Here is a 15063-nt window from a genome sequence, read left to right as displayed (position 1 = left end):
CTCACGCATCGAGCTCGCGATAGCGGCGGAAGATGCCCTGCTCGTTGAAGGGAATGCGGCGCTCGCTTTCGAGATAGGCCTTGATGTTCGGCCGCGCCGCAATGCGATCGTGCAGGCCGACCAGGCCCGGGACATCTGTCTCGAATGCCTTCATGCGCTTCGGAAACGCGTAGCGCAGCCCGGCGACGATCTGGAACAGCGAGAGATCGACATAGGTCAGCCTGCGGCCGGTCACGTACGCATCGCCATTGCCGGCGAGGAGCTGTTCGAAATAGCCGAGATATTTCGGCACGCGCTCATCCCAGAAATCGACGGTGCGCTTCTTCGCTGCAGGACGCGCGTCCTCGTAGTAGAGCGAAGGCCCGAGCGGATGATGCGTGTCGTGGATCTCGACCACGAGGTCGGTGATGGTGAGCTGAAGCTGATGCACCCAGAGCCGGCCTGCTTCCGTCTTCGGCGCCAGGCCATGCCGGGCGCCGAGATAGAGCAGGATGTTGGCGGTCTGGCCGATGACGAGCTTGCCGGCCTTCAGGAACGGCGGCGCAAAAGGCGGCGTGCCGCCATCCGCATCCATCATCTTCATCATTGCGCTGGTGCCGCGCGGCCCGCGCGCGACGTCGACGTAAGCCGCCCCCGCCTCCTCCAGTGCCAGCCGCACATATTCGCCGCGGCCCTGGATCTCGGGCCAGTAGTAGAGCTCGTATTTCATGGGAGAGGTCCGTGAGCGTGAGAGCGACGAGACCAATGTAGCACTCGCGCCAAGGTTCCGTCAGCGCCGCGCGGACGCCGCTTACACTGCGTGGAGAAAACAAAAAGGGCGCCGTGCCAAAGCACGACGCCCTTTCCGTCGATCCCTGTGCGATCAATTGGTCTGCTGGATCGCCGACAATTCCCAAGAGCCGCCCGGACGGCGGGCGAAGGTCCAGACTTCGGTCACCTCGCCCGGCTGCTCGCTGCCGGCGACGATCGTGCCGGAGTTGCGATCGAGCGTCTTGTCGGTGAGCGCGAAGCGCAGCGCCACCGTGGCGTATTCGGTCTCGCCTTCGCGCCAGGCTTCCGCAAGGTCGCCCTGCAGCAGCTTCACGTTGCTGACCTTGTTGACGACGTTGCGCGCACGGTTCTGGGCGAGGTCCTGCTCGAAATAGGAGACCATCTCCGGCGTGGCGAGCGTGTGCAGCTTGGCCACGTCCTCGTTCGACCAGGCGGTCTGGATCTCGCCGAGCAGACGTTCGAATGCCTCATAGTCGTCAGGCTTGATCTCGAGCGGCGCGTTGTTGGCGCCGAAACCGAAGCCGCCAAGGCCACCGCCAAGCCCGCCGCGATAGTTCGTCTGCGGTCCCGGGCCGACGCCGGCGTCAGCATTGGCATAGGCCGCCTGCGGGCTGTGGCGGCGCTGCCACCACGACATCGCGAGCCGCACCACGAACACCACGAGCACGATCTGGATGATCAGGCCGAGGATCGAGGACAAGCCACCGAGGCCGCCGAACAGGCCGCCGCCGAACAGCATGCCGAGCAGGCCTGCGCCGAGGAAGCCGGCCGCAAGGCCGCCGAGGAAGCCGCCGCCGCGGCCGAACAGCCCGCCGCGCGCCGGCGCGGCCGAATTCATGCCTGCGCCCGGTTGGGTGTAGGTGCGGTTGAACTGCGAGGTCGAGCCCGGCGCGGTCGTGGTCGACGGCGGGGCCGAGTAGGTGCGCGAGCCGCGCGAGCCCGACGACATGCCGCCGCCGACGCGGGCGTCAGCGGAGGAGATGGCGAGAGCAGTCGGCAGCGCAAGCGCCAGCACGACGGCGATCACCTTGAAGAGACTGCGGGAGCGTTGCGAGAAATTCATGTGCGTTTCCCAAGTCCCCGGCATGGGGACGTGCGCTTAAGATGGGCAGACTTCGCGAAAAGTGAAGCCGGTTTCGGAACTTGTGGCTGCGGCCCTCAGTCGCGGGGATATGACAAAAGCCCATATTTGCCGGTGGGTTGGCCGGGCGTGGCGGGAACTGTGGTCACCCGTTACCGGCCGGTTTGCGACCGATTCCCGCATTTTTTCTCGTCATTGCGAGTTGGGACCCGCGTTGAGGCCCTCACCCCTGCTTCGTCATCGTCTCCTTCACCGCCGCCACGAGCTGGCTGAGCGTGAACGGCTTGGGTAGGAAGTCGAACTGCTGGCCCTCCGGCAGGCTCTTCTCGAAGGCGTCCTCGGCATAGCCGGAGACGAAGATGAATTTGATGTCGGGATTCTTCTCCCGCATCGCCTTGAGCAGCGTGGGACCATCCATCTCCGGCATCACGACATCGGAGACGACGAGATCGATCGCGCCGCTCTGCTCCTCCAGCGCATCCATGGCCTCGACGCCGTTCTCGGCCTCGACCACGGTGTAGCCGCGCGAACGCAGACCGCGGGCGTTGAGCGCGCGCAGGCCCTCTTCGTCCTCGACGAGGAGGATGGTGCCCTGCCCGGTGAGATCGGTGCGGGGCTTGGCCTCCACTGCGGCGGGCGCGGTTTCCTTCGCAACGCCATTGGTCGCGCCGACCGCCGTTGCCGCCGGCTCGACCTGCACCTCCGGCTCGGGATGATGGCGCGGCAGGAAAATGTAGAATGATGTGCCCTGCCCCGGCTCGGAATCGACGTAGATGAAGCCGCCGGTCTGCTTGACGATGCCGTAGACGGTCGAGAGGCCAAGGCCGGTGCCCTTGCCGACTTCCTTGGTCGAGAAGAACGGCTCGAAGATCTTGTCGCGGATGTCGGCGGGAATACCGGTGCCGGTGTCGGCGACCTCGATCCGCACATAGTCCGCGGCCGGCATGCCCTTATAGGCAAGCTTGGCGGCTTCTTCCGCAGTGACATTGGCGGTGCGGATGATCAGCTTGCCGCCGTCCGGCATGGCGTCGCGCGCGTTCACCGCGAGGTTGACGATGACCTGCTCGAACTGGGAGACGTCGACCTTGACCGGCCAGAGATCGCGGCCGTGGATGGTTTCGTGCTTGACCTTCTCGCCGATCAGGCGGCGCAGCAGCATCGCGAGATCGGACAGCGCATCGCCGAGATCGAGCACCTGCGGCCGCAGCGTCTGGCGTCGCGAGAATGCCAGCAGCTGGCGCACCAGCGTGGCGGCGCGCGTCGCGTTCTGCTTGATCTGCATGATGTCCTGGAACGACGGATCGGTCGGCTTGTGCGCGTTCAGCAGGAAGTCGTTCGCCATCATGATGGCGGAGAGCACGTTGTTGAAGTCGTGGGCGATGCCGCCGGCGAGCTGGCCGACCGTCTCCATCTTCTGGGACTGGTTGATCTGGTTCTCCAGCGCACGCCGCTCGGTGGTCTCGAGCATGTGCACGATGGCCGCTTCCGCGTCGTTCTCGCCGCCGTCCACCGGCGTGACGAAGAACTGGCCCCAGCGCTCCTTGGCGCCTTCCAGCGCCACCTCGACCGGCGCGATGTCGGCCTGGCCTTCGGCGGCCTGGTTGATCGCCGCGATCAAGAGATGACGGTCACGCGAATTGACCGCGCGGAAGATCGATTTGGAGGCGCTGTCGAGCCCGAGCGCCTGGCCGAGCTTGGCATAGCGCGCATTGGCGCGCACGACGTTGCCGCTGCGGTCGACGGTCGCGATCGCCATCGGCGTGTGGTCGAAGAAGCGCATGAAGCGGACTTCGGCGGCGCGGTCAGGATCGCTGCGCTCGTCGCGGGCCCGGCTGATGACCAGCGTGCGCGAGGGCCCGGGCGCGCCGTCGGCGCCGAACGCGAGCTTGTGATAGAGCCGCACCGGCATGGTCTTGCCGGTGCGCATGCGCAAGTCGATGTCGAAGACTTCGGTCTTTACCTCGCCCGGCACGGCCACGATTGCAGTCAGCAGCGAAGCGCCGTCGCCGGAGACGATGTCGGTGAGCTTCAGGCCGCCGGAACCGATCTCGGCGAGGTCGTAGTCGAGCCAGTTCGCCAGCGTCGCATTGACATAAGCGAGCTCCCCGGCCGGGTTGACCGAGAAGAAGCCGCAGGGCGCGTGGTCGAGATATTCGATCGCGTGCTGGAGCTCCTGGAACACGTCCTCCTGGCGCTCGCGGTCGCGGGTGATGTCGGCGATCGACCACACCGCGTATTTCGCCTCGCGCTTGCCGGTCCCGAGCGGGCGCACGCGCATGCGCAGCCAGCGGCCCTGGCTGCCATCCTGGCCCGAGATGCGCACCTCCTCCTGCTGCCGCTTGCCCTCGCGGGCGGCTTTCAGCAGGCGGAACACCGCCTCGGATACGTCAGGATTGCCGATGAAGACGCGCTCGACCGGGCGCACGTCCTGCGGGCCGCTCGCGCCGGTCAGCGTCAGATAGGCCGCGTTGGAATAGACCACGTGGCCGCGCGAGTCGGTCACGGCGAGGCCATCGAACCCATGATCGGCAATGCGGCCCACGACCGGATCGTCGAGACTGCGGTCGGCGAAGCGGATGATGCCGGCGGCAAAGGCGAACAGGTTGAACAGGCCGACCATCGCCAACACGGCGAGGATGCCGAGAATATAGGGCTGCGCCTGCGCGCGGCCGAGCGTCATCAGGCCGACGGCGACCGCGACGAGGCCGGCGGCCACCAGCAGCACCAGCGCAATGCTGCCCGAGCGCGGCGACGGCTCGTGCGCCGCAACGGGCTCGCGTGTGAGATCGTGGTCGGTCTCAGCGGTCATATCAAGCTGGCGCAGCCTTTTGGCAGAGAATCAATGCGCTGCGGCGCGCGTCGGGCCTTCCCTGCCTCATCAGGACCCGCAGGCGCAAGGGCAGCAGGGGCGAAAGGTACGCTGATTCCCAGATTACGGCCATTTCCGGTATTTTTCGGGTGATTTATCCGCGGCCGGCGCCAAATCCGCGCTTCAGCCGCATGACGTAGCCGATGACCTCGGCGACCGCATGATAGTGCTCGGTCGGGATCTCCTGGTCGATGTCGACGGTGGCGTAGAGCGCACGGGCCAGCGGCACGTTCTCGACAATCGGAATGTCGTGCTCGCGCGCGATCTCCCGGATCTTGAAGGCGAGATTGTCGACGCCCTTGGCGACGCAGATCGGCGCCGACATGCCGCGCTCATAGGACAGCGCCACTGAATAGTGGGTCGGGTTGGTGATGATCACGGAAGCCTTCGGAACCGCCGCCATCATGCGCTTCTTGGCGCGCTGCTGCCGCAACTGCCTGATCTTGCCCTTGATGTGCGGGTCGCCTTCGGACTGCTTGTACTCTTCCTTGATCTCCTGGAGCGACATCTTCTGCCGCTGGAACCAGCTGCGGTACTGGAAGAAATAGTCGCCGATGGCGATGATCGCGAGCGCCGCGACCACTGCGCCGAGCAGGTGAATGGTCAGGCTGGTGGTGGCGCCGAGCATGGCGGCCGGATCGAGCTTGACCATCGCTTCCATGCGGTGCCGTTCCGGCCACAGCACTATGGTCATGACCGCGCCGAGCACGACCAGCTTGCCGAGCCCCTTGAGGAAGTTCGCCGCCGCCTGCTTGCCGAAGATGCGTTTGAAGCCCTCGGCGGGCGATAGCTTGCTGAATTTGGGTTTCAGCGATTCGGCCGACCAGACCAGGCGATGCTGGAGCATGTTGCCGGCAATCGCCGCCAGCACCAGCATCAAGAGCGGCACGCCGATCGCAGCCATCACGGCGATCTCGATCTGCCGCATCAGCGCGAGCAGATTGCCGCCGTCGGTCTTGATCATCCAGGAATTGGCGAGCAGGTTGCGCATCGGCGTTACCAGGCCGCTGCCGACCGACCCTGAAAAGGTCGAGACCACGAGCGTGCCGCCGGCGATCATGAACCAGGTGTTGATCTCCTGGCTTTTGGCGACGTCGCCGCGTTCGAGCGCCTCGTCGAGGCGCTTTTGTGTCGGGTCTTCTGTTTGGCTCTCGGGATCGTTGTCTTCCGCCACGTAGCGCCCCCTTTCCGAAGTTCGTCACTCTTGGGGCCCCTGTGCACGAACTTCGGAAAGCACAAGGGCGCTACAAGACTCTTAGTTTTGCTAGTGCCGCTGATCGATTTGAAGTTCCTGACCTGACTCGCGGCTCGCACTGCAGGAACTTCAAATCGGCGGCACTAGCTCCCTCGTTACTTGAGTGGCATCATCTGGTGCATCACACCGATGAAGTAATCCAGATACGTGCCCATCATCGCCGTGAGCACCACGGCCAGCACGAGAAAGCCTGCGAAGATCGACAGCGGCACGCCGACGAAATAGACCTGCATCTGCGGCATCAGCCGCGCCAGCACACCAAGGCCGATGTTGAAGACGAGGCCGAACACCAGGAACGGTCCGGAGAGCTGCAGGCCGAGCCGGAACGCCGCGGCAAAGGCGCGTGTCGCAAGCGCCGCGACATCGCCACTCGACACGGTCTCGCCGGGCGAGAAGATCGCGTAGCTGTCGTTCAGCGCCGCGATCACCAGATGATGACTGTCGGTGGCAAAGAGCAGCGTCACGCCGAGCATGGTCAGGAAGTTGCCGACCAGCACGCCCTGCTGGCCCTGGGTCGGATCGACCGAAGTGACGAAGCCGAGCCCCATCTGCTGCGCGATCACTGAGCCGGCGACCTGCAGGGCCGAAAGCGTCACGCGCGCGGTCGCGCCCAGCACGATGCCGATCACGATCTCATGCAGCATCAGGACCAGCAGCGGCGCGAGCGAACCCATATCGACGTGGTAGGCGTTGCGATGCAGTGGCAGAATGATCAGCGTGAGCAGCAGCGCGATCGACAGCTTGACCCGCGTCGGGATGTTGGTCTCGCCCAGTCCCGGCAGCAGCATCACCATCGCGCCGACCCGAGCGAAGGCGAGCATGAAGGAAGCGGCGAGCGCCGGCAGCAGCGAGACGTCGATGCGCATGGTCGAATGCCCCGGCTCCAACATTCGCACGCCGTCGCGGCAGACACTTTTGCGAATGTTGGAGCCGACAGGGCATTCGCAAAAATCAATGAGCGTGCGGTTATTGGATTTGACATTCGCCATCATCGCCCGCGGGAACACTGAGGCGAATGTCAAATCCACCGCACGCCGCATTGTGCCTCAGCCGCCGATGATTCGCGACGAGATCCGCAGCATGTGGGCGTGGAGCGAGTCGGCCATGAATGGCAGCGCCAACAGCAGCGTGGCGAAGATGGCCAGGATCTTCGGCACGTAGATCAGCGTCTGCTCCTGGATCTGCGTCAGCGCCTGGAACAGCGACACGATGACGCCGACCACGAGGCCGACTACCATCAGCGGCGACGACACGATCACGATGGTCCAGATCGCGTCGCGCGCGACGTCGAGAGTCTCGGGTCCGGTCATTGCAAACTTTCCTTGTTCAAGTCTCATCCCCCGCCACTCGTCGAGGATCACACGCCCCTCCCCGTCATTGCGGGCGAAGGGAAGCAATCCAGACTGCCGCCGCGAAAAGTCTCTGGATTGCTTCGCTTCGCTCGCAAAGACGCTTGGGGTGAGCGCCAGTGCCAAAAAACTCAGATCGGCATCTTCATGATATCTTCATACGCCGCGATCACGCGGTCGCGGACCGAGACCAGCGTGGACACTGCCACGTCGGTGTCGGCGACCGCCGTCACCACGTCCATCACGTTGGCTTTGCCGGCGGCCATCGCCACCGTTTGCGCGTCGGACTTGCGGCCGGATTCCATCACGCTGCCGACGGCGTCTTTAAGCACCGAGGCAAAGGACTGCCCGTTCGGTTCGCTGCCCTTGCCGGCGCCGCTGTTCTCCAGCACGCGGGCAAGATTGGCATAAGCATTGGCGGCGATTGTCGGTGATGCCATGGCTCAAATGTCCTGTTCAGCTCTTGAGGATGTCGAGCGTGCGCTGGATCATCCGGCGCGTCGCACTGATGATGTTGAGATTGGCCTCGTAGGACCGCTGCGCGTCGCGCATGTCGGTCATCTCGACCACCGAGTTCACGTTGGGATATTTGACGTTGCCGCTCGCATCCGCCGCCGGATTGTTCGGCTCGTATTTGACGCGGAAGTTCGACTGGTCGGGCTTGATCCGGCCGAGGGTGACGACCTGCGCGTCGAGCGTGCGGTCGAGCGCGGAAGAGAAGGTCGGCACCTTGCGCCGGTAGGGATCGCCGCCTGCCGTCTGCGAGGTCGAGTCCGCGTTCGCGATGTTTTCCGAGATCACCCGCATGCGCCCGGCCTGCGCCCGCAGGCCGGAGGTCGCGATCGCCATTGAGCGGGCAAAGTCGCTGCTGTCATTTGCCATAGCCTGCCTCCTCTAGCTCTAGCCCTTGCCGATCGCGGTCTTGAGCAGATGCAGGCTCTTCGAATAGAGCGAGGTCGCCGCCGCGTAGTCCATCTGGTTGCTGGCAGCCTTCATCATCTCCTCTTCGAGATTGACGGCATTACCCGCAGGACGGGTCTCGAAACCCGCATTCTTGTTCTGGTCGAAGCTGGAGGCTGCGCCTGATGGCGTCATATGGGAGGCGCTGGTGACGGTCATCGCCAGCGGGCCCATCGAGCCCGTGACGGCGCCTGATTTGTCGAGCTTCGGCTCGACCAGGTCGCGCGGCCGAAATTTGGGGGTATCGGAATTGGAGACGTTCTCGGACAGGACGCGCTGGCGCTCCTGATGCCACTGCATCTTGGTGCGAAGCGCCGACAGCACCGGGAGATCGTTGATGGACATCGTTGCGGCTCCTTCCGCCGTCGGACCTGTGTCCGAAGCTAGGCAGAATTTGCCGCGTGTATGGTTAACAGGTGGTTAAGGGGCTGGAAGGCATGGTGGGCGCCTGTCCCTTGCCGGGACACGAATTTGTGCCTTCCGTGATTCTACGTTGCCAAAAGTGGCATTAACCCAGCCGCTTGGCGGAGGCATGCACAGGCCAAGAAGTCGTTTTGGATCGAGCGATTCATAGGTTATTAGGAGTTGGGGACGGCAAAACTTGCCGTGGGACGTTAAGAGATCGCAGTTTGGGGCATCGAACGCCGGTGGTTGGCGCAACTGACCATGGGCGCAAGACAAGCGCCATTTGTCGGGGACAAGTATGCAAGGTAGTCCTATCACCTTCATCGTCGCGTTCATCGTCGTTCTGGCGTTGATCGGCGTCGCCGCATGGCTGGTGCGCCGATTCGCCGGCAGCCGGCTCGGCGCCAACACCCAGCGCGGCAGGATGCCCCGGCTCGCCGTGATCGATGCTGCCGCGGTCGACGGCCGGCGCCGCCTGGTGCTGGTCAGGCGCGACAATGTCGAGCATCTCCTGATGATCGGCGGCCCGACCGACATTGTCGTCGAGCCCAACATCGTTCGCGCCGCACCCGGCCGCGACCAGCTTCCGCAGCGTTCCAATGCCGCCGAACCGCCGCGCCTCGCCCCGATGCCCGATGCCGGCGGCTGGGCCGACGAGGCCCCGCGGCCCGAACTGCTCGATCATCCCGAGCCGCAAATGCCCGAGCCGCCGCCGCGGCCCGCACGCCCCTCCTTCGCCGATGAAGTGCGCCGGCCCGCCCCCGCGGTGGCCGAGCGCCGCAGCGAGCCGTCGCTGCCCGGCTTTCCGCCGGAGCCGATCGCGCCGCGCCCCGAGCGCGAGCCGCTGCCGGCGCGCATCGCCCGCAGCGAGCCGCCGCTGATGCCGCGTCCGCCGCGCCAGAGCGAGCCGGTGAAGGTGCCGCCGGTGCGCGCCGAGCGCGCGGCCGCTCCGCCGCCACCGCCCGTGCCGCAGGCTCCGCCCGTTCCGCCGCCGGCCGCTCCTGCGCCGTCCAGCGCCGAGCAGAATCTCGCCGAGATGGCGCAGCGGTTAGAGGCTGCGCTGCGCCGCCCGGCCGGCGAGACGGCCGCGCCTCCGGTTGCGCCCGAGCCGCCGGCGCCGCCGCCGCGCGTCGCACGCAGTGAGCCGCCGGCGCCAGCCGCCCCGCCGCCGAAGCCGGCTGTGGAGAAGACCAGCTTTGAAAATCTCGAAGACGAGATGGCCTCCCTGCTCGGCCGTCCAAAGCCGTCTTCGTGAGGCTGCCGGCCCTCCCGCGTAGAGTTGTTTTTCTTTCTGTCCTGATCGGTGCGGCTTCGCTCGCAACCCTCGCGCACGCGCAGGACATCAGCATCAATCTCGGCGGCCAGGGTGGCGGCGTCACCGAGCGCGCGATCCAGCTCATCGCGCTGCTGACGGTGCTGTCGATCGCGCCATCGATCCTGATCATGATGACGTCGTTCACGCGCATCGTCGTCGTGCTGTCGCTGCTGCGCACCGCGATGGGAACCGCGACCGCGCCGCCGAACTCGGTGATCATTGCGCTGGCAATGTTCCTCACCTTCTTCGTGATGGGGCCGGTGCTGCAAAAATCCTACGACGAGGGCATCCGTCCGCTCGTCGCCAACCAGGTCAGCGTCGAGGACGCGCTCCAGCGCGCCGCCGTCCCGTTGCGCGGCTTCATGCAGAAGAACGTGCGCGAGAAGGACCTAAAACTGTTCCTGGATCTCTCCGGCGAGCCGCCGCCGGCCACCCCCGACGAACTCGCACTACGCATCCTCGTCCCCGCCTTCATGATCTCCGAGCTGAAACGTGCCTTCGAGATCGGCTTCCTGTTGTTCCTCCCCTTCCTGATCATCGACCTCGTCGTCGCCTCGGTGCTGATGTCGATGGGCATGATGATGCTGCCGCCTGCGACGATCTCGTTGCCATTCAAGCTGATCTTCTTCGTGCTGGTCGACGGCTGGTCGCTGGTGGCGGGGAGCCTGGTGCAGAGTTACGGGGGGTAGCGGCTGCGACTTCCGCCGTCATGCCCCGGCCTGACCGGGGCATCCAGGGCGGCTTCTCGATTCAATCGTGATCGTCCCTGGAATACTGGATCGCCCGGTCAAGGCCGGGCGATGACAGCGAGAATGTGGCGCCACGAGTCGCGCCGTAGAGAGCCGCCCCTACCCCGTCACATCATATTGCTTGCTGAGGTGATCGCCGATCTGCACCAGCATGGCGACCGTTTCCGGAAAGCCTGGCTTATCCCTCGTCGCCTGGTCGGCGTCGGCGCGGAACTCCCAGCCGTGGCCGTCACGAACGATCGAAATGGCGAGGCCGTCGGGGCCATCGACGTGTGCCTTCAATTCGGCGCGCGCCATGGCGATGAGTTCGGCTTCGGTCTTGGCTGGCTTGCTCATATTCTTCTCCCGGCATGAAGATGCTTCAGGTTGCCGCCTTGTGCGGCACCTGTCGAGAGGCCTGGAGGCAGCAGGGTCGCTAGCGCGTCATCTTGATCTGCCGCACGACCGGGATCGTGGGCAGCGAGCCGGTATGGTCGGTCCCGTCATGGGCCTGCGGCGCAGCCGGCGCGCGGGCGGTGGCGTCTGGGAAGCGCTGCTTCATCTCGCGCAGGAAGCCGTCGAGCGTATCGACGCTGGCGGCGAGCTTGGCGATCTCGGCGAATTCGGCGCTGGAGGCCGCAGCCGGCTTGCTGGCAATGTCGAAGGCAATGCGGTCGGCGCTCTCGTTCATCAGCGGCGCATATTTCTCGCGGAAGCGCGACAAGCCGATCGAATCGTCGGCGAGCGCATAACCGACGGCGGCGCGGATGATGTCGCTCTTCTCCACTGCATTGAGCGGCTTGAAGTCGCGGAAGCGGTCGCCGTAATAGAGCTCGATCTGCTCGGCGGATTCGCGCCAGCGCCGTGCCGCCCAGAAGATGTCGGAACGCAGCCGGAGCACTTCGCGCCCGGAGACGTTGGAGACGATATCGAGCGCGAGATCGTGGCGGCCGACGTCGCTCTGCGCGCGCGCTTCCAGCAGCAGGCGCTGCTGCCGCAGCTCGCCGGAGAGGTCGCTGATGCGGCTCGCGCGCAGCGCCGTGATCGCCATGTCCGGCTTGCGGTTGGCGAGGTAGATCATGGACAGGCGCGCGGCGACCTGCGCACGCGCGGCGCCCTCGAGGCGGTGGTCGACCTGGTATTGCAGGAGCTCGGCGGCCTGGTCGAGCAGGTCGATCGAGGCGAGACGGTCGGCGAGACGGCGGATCAATTCGTCGCCGCGGCGGCCGATCGGCGTCAACTCGCGGAACTCGTAGAACATGCCGAGCGCCTCGACCGGCGGCAGCTCGTCGCCCTTCGGCCCGAGGAAGATCTGCGTGAACAGGTCGGAGGCGAGGTCCTGCGCCTGCCGCGACGCTTCCGCGTTCGGCTGGAGCTTGGTCGCGGTGCGCGCTGCGGCGAGCGCGTCCCGATAGCGCCCGTTCTCGGCGTACAGCTTCGACAGCATCTGGAGCGTCTTGACCTCGATCGAGTCACCGCGCCAGGTCATCGACAGCGTCTCGAGATCGCGCAGCGCCTCTTCCTTGCCGATCTCGTCACGCTTCTGGCGCAGCGCTACTTCGAGCTGCTTGGCCTCGGCCGCCGCTTGACGGTCATTCGAGGCGACCGCGAATTTGTAGTCGTCGAGCGCGTCCTTGTCGTGGCCGAGCGCCTCGGCGAGCCGGCCACGCAGCACGGTGAAGCCGGGCGCCGCCTCGGGCGACACGCCGACCACCTCGAGCTCACTGCGGCGCTTGGAGGCGCCGGCATAGTCCTTCACCTCGAGCGCGGCGCGCATCGCCTCCATCGTCACGATGCGCTGGATATCGAGCGGCAGCGAGGCGATGGCGAATTCGACGTTCTTGAACTTCTCGCGAGCGTCGGCCCATTTGCCCTGGCGCGCGTAGGCGAGCGCCTTCCAGAGCTGGGAATCGTGGCTGTTGCCGATCACGGGATTGGCGAGGTCCTTGAGGCCCTGCGCTGGCCGGCCGACCAGGATGCTGGCGATCGCATGCAGGATCAGCGCGCTGCTCTCCTCCTTGTTGAGCGGATCGCTCAACATCACTTCAGTCACGGACTTGGCTTCGTGGTACATGGCCCGCGACATGTAAAACTGCGCGAGATCGAGCCGCGGCAGGGAGCGCTGCGTCGGTTCGACCGCCGAGATCGCCGTGACCAGATCGCTCTGGCGCGTCCAGAAGTTGTCCGACTGGCCTTTGCGCCAACCCTCGGGGCTGAAGATCGGCCGCACCGCGGTCGGGGCGCGCTCGGCCGAGATGTCGACCGGCGACAATGTCAGCCCACCTTTCTTGCCGAGAATGACCTTGTCCAATCCGACCTCGACGCCGACCTCGTCGGAGTTCGGCCGAATCGCGATTCCGTGCGCGGATTCCAGCAGCGAGAGATCGACGAGGTCCTGCCGCTTGATGAAGCCGCGCACCGGACGCTGCGCGGTGACGACATAGAGCGTGTCCCCGGCATCGGGGTCGGTGAGCTTGTGCAGCAGGCCCGGATTGGCGAACGGGATCGCGATGTTGGCGAGCGCGGGATCGGTGATGTTGCGCGACATCATCAGCGGGATCGGCGTCGCCTGGAGCTTGTCGGCGAGGGTCAGCAGCCAGTTGGTCTCCTTGCCGACCTCCTCGCTCGTCAGCGAGTAGACCAGCGGGCGGGTGAGGCGGATGCGCACGGCCTGTCCCTTGTCGAGCAGCACGCGGCCAACCTCGCCGATCATTGCGCCGCCCTTGGCGCGGATCGCCTCGACATCGATCGGCTTCGGCGTGTCGAACACCAGCCAGACCGTGTCGCCGCGGCGGAATGCCGCCGCCGGCGTTGCGACCTGGATCGGGAACGTCACGCGCAGGCCGTCGCTGTCGCGGCGCGCATCGACCCCGGCAATAGCGGGCTGCGGTGGCGCTGCCATCTCTGCGGGCGGGGTCTTCGCGACGGGCGCCTCCTTGACCGGCTCCTTCGCCACCTCTTTGGACGCTTCGGCAACGACAGGCGTCATTGGCTTGAGTGGGGCGACCGGTGCGGCCTCCATTGCGGGCGCCGCGGGCTTCTGCGCGTCCTTGGCGGCTTCCTTGGCGGCTTCCTTCGGCGCTTGCGCAGCATGCACGGCTTCCACCGCAGGAGCCGGTGCAGGCTTCGTTGCTTCGAGGGCCGGCATCGTGGCGGGAGCTTCGGTCTTGACCTCGGGCTTCACCTCGATCCTGGCTTCGCGCGCGATCGTCTCGGACGTCGGCGGCGCGACCTCGCGATGGGCATCCTTCGGCTTCTCGGCCGGAGCCAGCGCCGGTCCATGACCGGCCGCAGGCTTGGCCTCGGCGATCATCGCCTCCGAGGTCCCCGCGGTCTTGCCCTTGTCCGGCTGGAAGGAGATGTCGACAACGTAATTCTTGTCGTCGCGGAAGGAGTGCACGTCGGAATCGCCGATCAGCGCGATCTCGACATTGGTCTGGTCGATGTCGGCCTTCTGCTTGATCGAGGCAACGTTCGGCGGCGCGGCGACGACGGCATCCGCCAGGTCGAAATTGAGGTTGGCGCTGAAGGCGAGCGTCAGCTTCTGCTCGTTGAGCACGGAGGAGACGCCGACGCCCTCGGGCATCTCGAACACGAAGCGGACGAAGGTCGGTTGCACCGAGGCCCGCACGCGGATCTGCGGACGCTTCTTGCTCTCGGCCGCGGCCCGCTGCGCACGCAATGCGCGCTCGGCCGCGCGCGCGCGCTCGGCGAGCTCCTTGACCACGTCCATGGGCAGGCTCGGCGGCGATCCCTTCCAGCCCTCGGGGAGGAGGTCGATGAAGGTGCGCTCGCCGGCATTCATGGTATTGACGGTGACGCGCTGCGCCAGCGACAGGCGGATGGCGCCGCCATCAGGGTCGCGCCGGGCAGAGTTGACGTAGTCGGGCGCACCTTCCGGCACGCGGTCGACGGGAACATCGACCGGCCGGTCGAAGCGGACGATGAGGATGGAGCCCGCAGTCGTCACCTCGGAAGGAACGTCCTCGCCGAGCTTGATCACGAGACGGGCAAAGCCGCCGCCGGCCGAAAAGGTCGCCTCGCCCCTGATCGGCTCAGCCGCGTGGGCGGTGCTGAGCCCGATAAGGAGGCAAGCCGCCAGCACCGGCACGCTGCGGACATAGCGCGACAGCCCCCGCGTCAAGGCGCAGGCTCGCGACAACAATCCAGCGGCAGCCTTCTGCGCCATCGGCGGCAGTTCTTCCGGTTCGGCGGTCCATGCCGGCAATGCTGCCGGCCCGTGCCGCCGACTATAGGTTTTGGCAATTAAGGACTTGTTAATGCTGTATTGACGACACGATCCGGCGGAGGGGTCAGCCGCCCGCATGTT

The 15063-nt window shown here is 65.9% G+C and carries 13 protein-coding genes; 2 read left to right on the top strand and 11 right to left on the bottom strand.

The genetic code is table 11. The features are described 5' to 3' along the window. Position 1: 1 nt before the first annotated feature. The 9 genes from JJB99_RS14630 to flgB all read right to left on the bottom strand — a co-directional run bounded on the left by JJB99_RS14630 (position 2) and on the right by flgB (position 8630). Entirely contained in the window at positions 2–709 is a 708-nt protein-coding gene (locus tag JJB99_RS14630) for a glutathione S-transferase (protein ID WP_200499412.1), read from the bottom strand. A gap of 153 nt (positions 710–862) precedes the next feature. After that, positions 863–1858, bottom strand: a complete 996-nt coding sequence (locus JJB99_RS14625; RefSeq protein WP_200499411.1) for a Tim44 domain-containing protein — start codon at positions 1856–1858, stop codon at positions 863–865. 217 nt (positions 1859–2075) lie between these two features. Then, on the bottom strand, positions 2076–4661 hold the full coding sequence (gene cckA / locus JJB99_RS14620; protein WP_200499410.1) for a cell cycle histidine kinase CckA: 2586 nt from the start codon (positions 4659–4661) through the stop codon (positions 2076–2078). 154 nt (positions 4662–4815) lie between these two features. Beyond that, positions 4816–5895, bottom strand: a complete 1080-nt coding sequence (flhB, locus tag JJB99_RS14615) for a flagellar biosynthesis protein FlhB (RefSeq protein ID WP_200499409.1) — start codon at positions 5893–5895, stop codon at positions 4816–4818. Between the two features lie 176 nt (positions 5896–6071). Continuing rightward, positions 6072–6842, bottom strand: a complete 771-nt coding sequence (gene fliR, locus JJB99_RS14610) for a flagellar biosynthetic protein FliR (RefSeq protein ID WP_200499408.1) — start codon at positions 6840–6842, stop codon at positions 6072–6074. Positions 6843–7022: 180 nt separating this feature from the next. Continuing rightward, entirely contained in the window at positions 7023–7286 is a 264-nt protein-coding gene (fliQ, locus tag JJB99_RS14605; protein ID WP_063678984.1) for a flagellar biosynthesis protein FliQ, read from the bottom strand. Between the two features lie 170 nt (positions 7287–7456). Continuing rightward, positions 7457–7765: a flagellar hook-basal body complex protein FliE gene (gene fliE, locus JJB99_RS14600; RefSeq protein ID WP_200499407.1), complete on the bottom strand. Its 309-nt coding sequence runs from the start codon at positions 7763–7765 to the stop codon at positions 7457–7459. Positions 7766–7781: 16 nt separating this feature from the next. Beyond that, on the bottom strand, positions 7782–8207 hold the full coding sequence (flgC, locus tag JJB99_RS14595) for a flagellar basal body rod protein FlgC (RefSeq protein ID WP_200499406.1): 426 nt from the start codon (positions 8205–8207) through the stop codon (positions 7782–7784). A gap of 18 nt (positions 8208–8225) precedes the next feature. Next, complete coding sequence (gene flgB, locus JJB99_RS14590; RefSeq protein ID WP_092213402.1) at positions 8226–8630, bottom strand: flagellar basal body rod protein FlgB; 405 nt, start codon at positions 8628–8630, stop codon at positions 8226–8228. Between the two features lie 358 nt (positions 8631–8988). Between flgB and JJB99_RS14585 the strand changes: the two genes are divergently transcribed. After that, positions 8989–9945 (top strand): flagellar biosynthetic protein FliO, encoded by a 957-nt coding sequence (locus JJB99_RS14585; protein ID WP_200499405.1) that lies wholly within the window; start codon positions 8989–8991, stop codon positions 9943–9945. Continuing rightward, complete coding sequence (gene fliP / locus JJB99_RS14580; protein ID WP_200499404.1) at positions 9942–10694, top strand: flagellar type III secretion system pore protein FliP; 753 nt, start codon at positions 9942–9944, stop codon at positions 10692–10694. The genes JJB99_RS14585 and fliP overlap by 4 nt, the downstream gene beginning before the upstream one ends. A 159-nt stretch (positions 10695–10853) precedes the next feature. Here fliP and JJB99_RS14575 read toward each other — a convergent pair whose 3' ends face one another. Next, the gene (locus JJB99_RS14575; RefSeq protein WP_200499403.1) at positions 10854–11090 is read right to left on the bottom strand and encodes a hypothetical protein; all 237 of its coding nucleotides are present in this window, start codon (positions 11088–11090) and stop codon (positions 10854–10856) included. Between the two features lie 79 nt (positions 11091–11169). Next, a complete protein-coding gene (locus JJB99_RS14570; protein ID WP_200499402.1) occupies positions 11170–14922 on the bottom strand; it encodes a tetratricopeptide repeat protein in 3753 nt (1250 codons plus the stop codon). Positions 14923–15063: the final 141 nt, after the last annotated feature.

The sequence above is a fragment of the Bradyrhizobium diazoefficiens genome, from assembly GCF_016616235.1.
Taxonomy (GTDB): domain Bacteria; phylum Pseudomonadota; class Alphaproteobacteria; order Rhizobiales; family Xanthobacteraceae; genus Bradyrhizobium; species Bradyrhizobium diazoefficiens_H.
Note: the sequence above shows the minus strand (reverse complement) of the source record. Positions and strands in the feature narration are given on the sequence as shown.

Coding starts and splice junctions, on each gene's coding strand:
- JJB99_RS14630 (WP_200499412.1), bottom strand. CDS start 709: ATGAAATACGAGCTCTACTACTGGCCCGAGATCCAGGGCCGCGGCGAA.
- JJB99_RS14625 (WP_200499411.1), bottom strand. CDS start 1,858: ATGCCGGGGACTTGGGAAACGCACATGAATTTCTCGCAACGCTCCCGC.
- cckA (WP_200499410.1), bottom strand. CDS start 4,661: ATGACCGCTGAGACCGACCACGATCTCACACGCGAGCCCGTTGCGGCG.
- fliR (WP_200499408.1), bottom strand. CDS start 6,842: ATGCGCATCGACGTCTCGCTGCTGCCGGCGCTCGCCGCTTCCTTCATG.
- fliQ (WP_063678984.1), bottom strand. CDS start 7,286: ATGACCGGACCCGAGACTCTCGACGTCGCGCGCGACGCGATCTGGACC.
- fliE (WP_200499407.1), bottom strand. CDS start 7,765: ATGGCATCACCGACAATCGCCGCCAATGCTTATGCCAATCTTGCCCGC.
- flgC (WP_200499406.1), bottom strand. CDS start 8,207: ATGGCAAATGACAGCAGCGACTTTGCCCGCTCAATGGCGATCGCGACC.
- flgB (WP_092213402.1), bottom strand. CDS start 8,630: ATGTCCATCAACGATCTCCCGGTGCTGTCGGCGCTTCGCACCAAGATG.
- JJB99_RS14585 (WP_200499405.1), top strand. CDS start 8,989: ATGCAAGGTAGTCCTATCACCTTCATCGTCGCGTTCATCGTCGTTCTG.
- JJB99_RS14575 (WP_200499403.1), bottom strand. CDS start 11,090: ATGAGCAAGCCAGCCAAGACCGAAGCCGAACTCATCGCCATGGCGCGC.
- JJB99_RS14570 (WP_200499402.1), bottom strand. CDS start 14,922: ATGGCGCAGAAGGCTGCCGCTGGATTGTTGTCGCGAGCCTGCGCCTTG.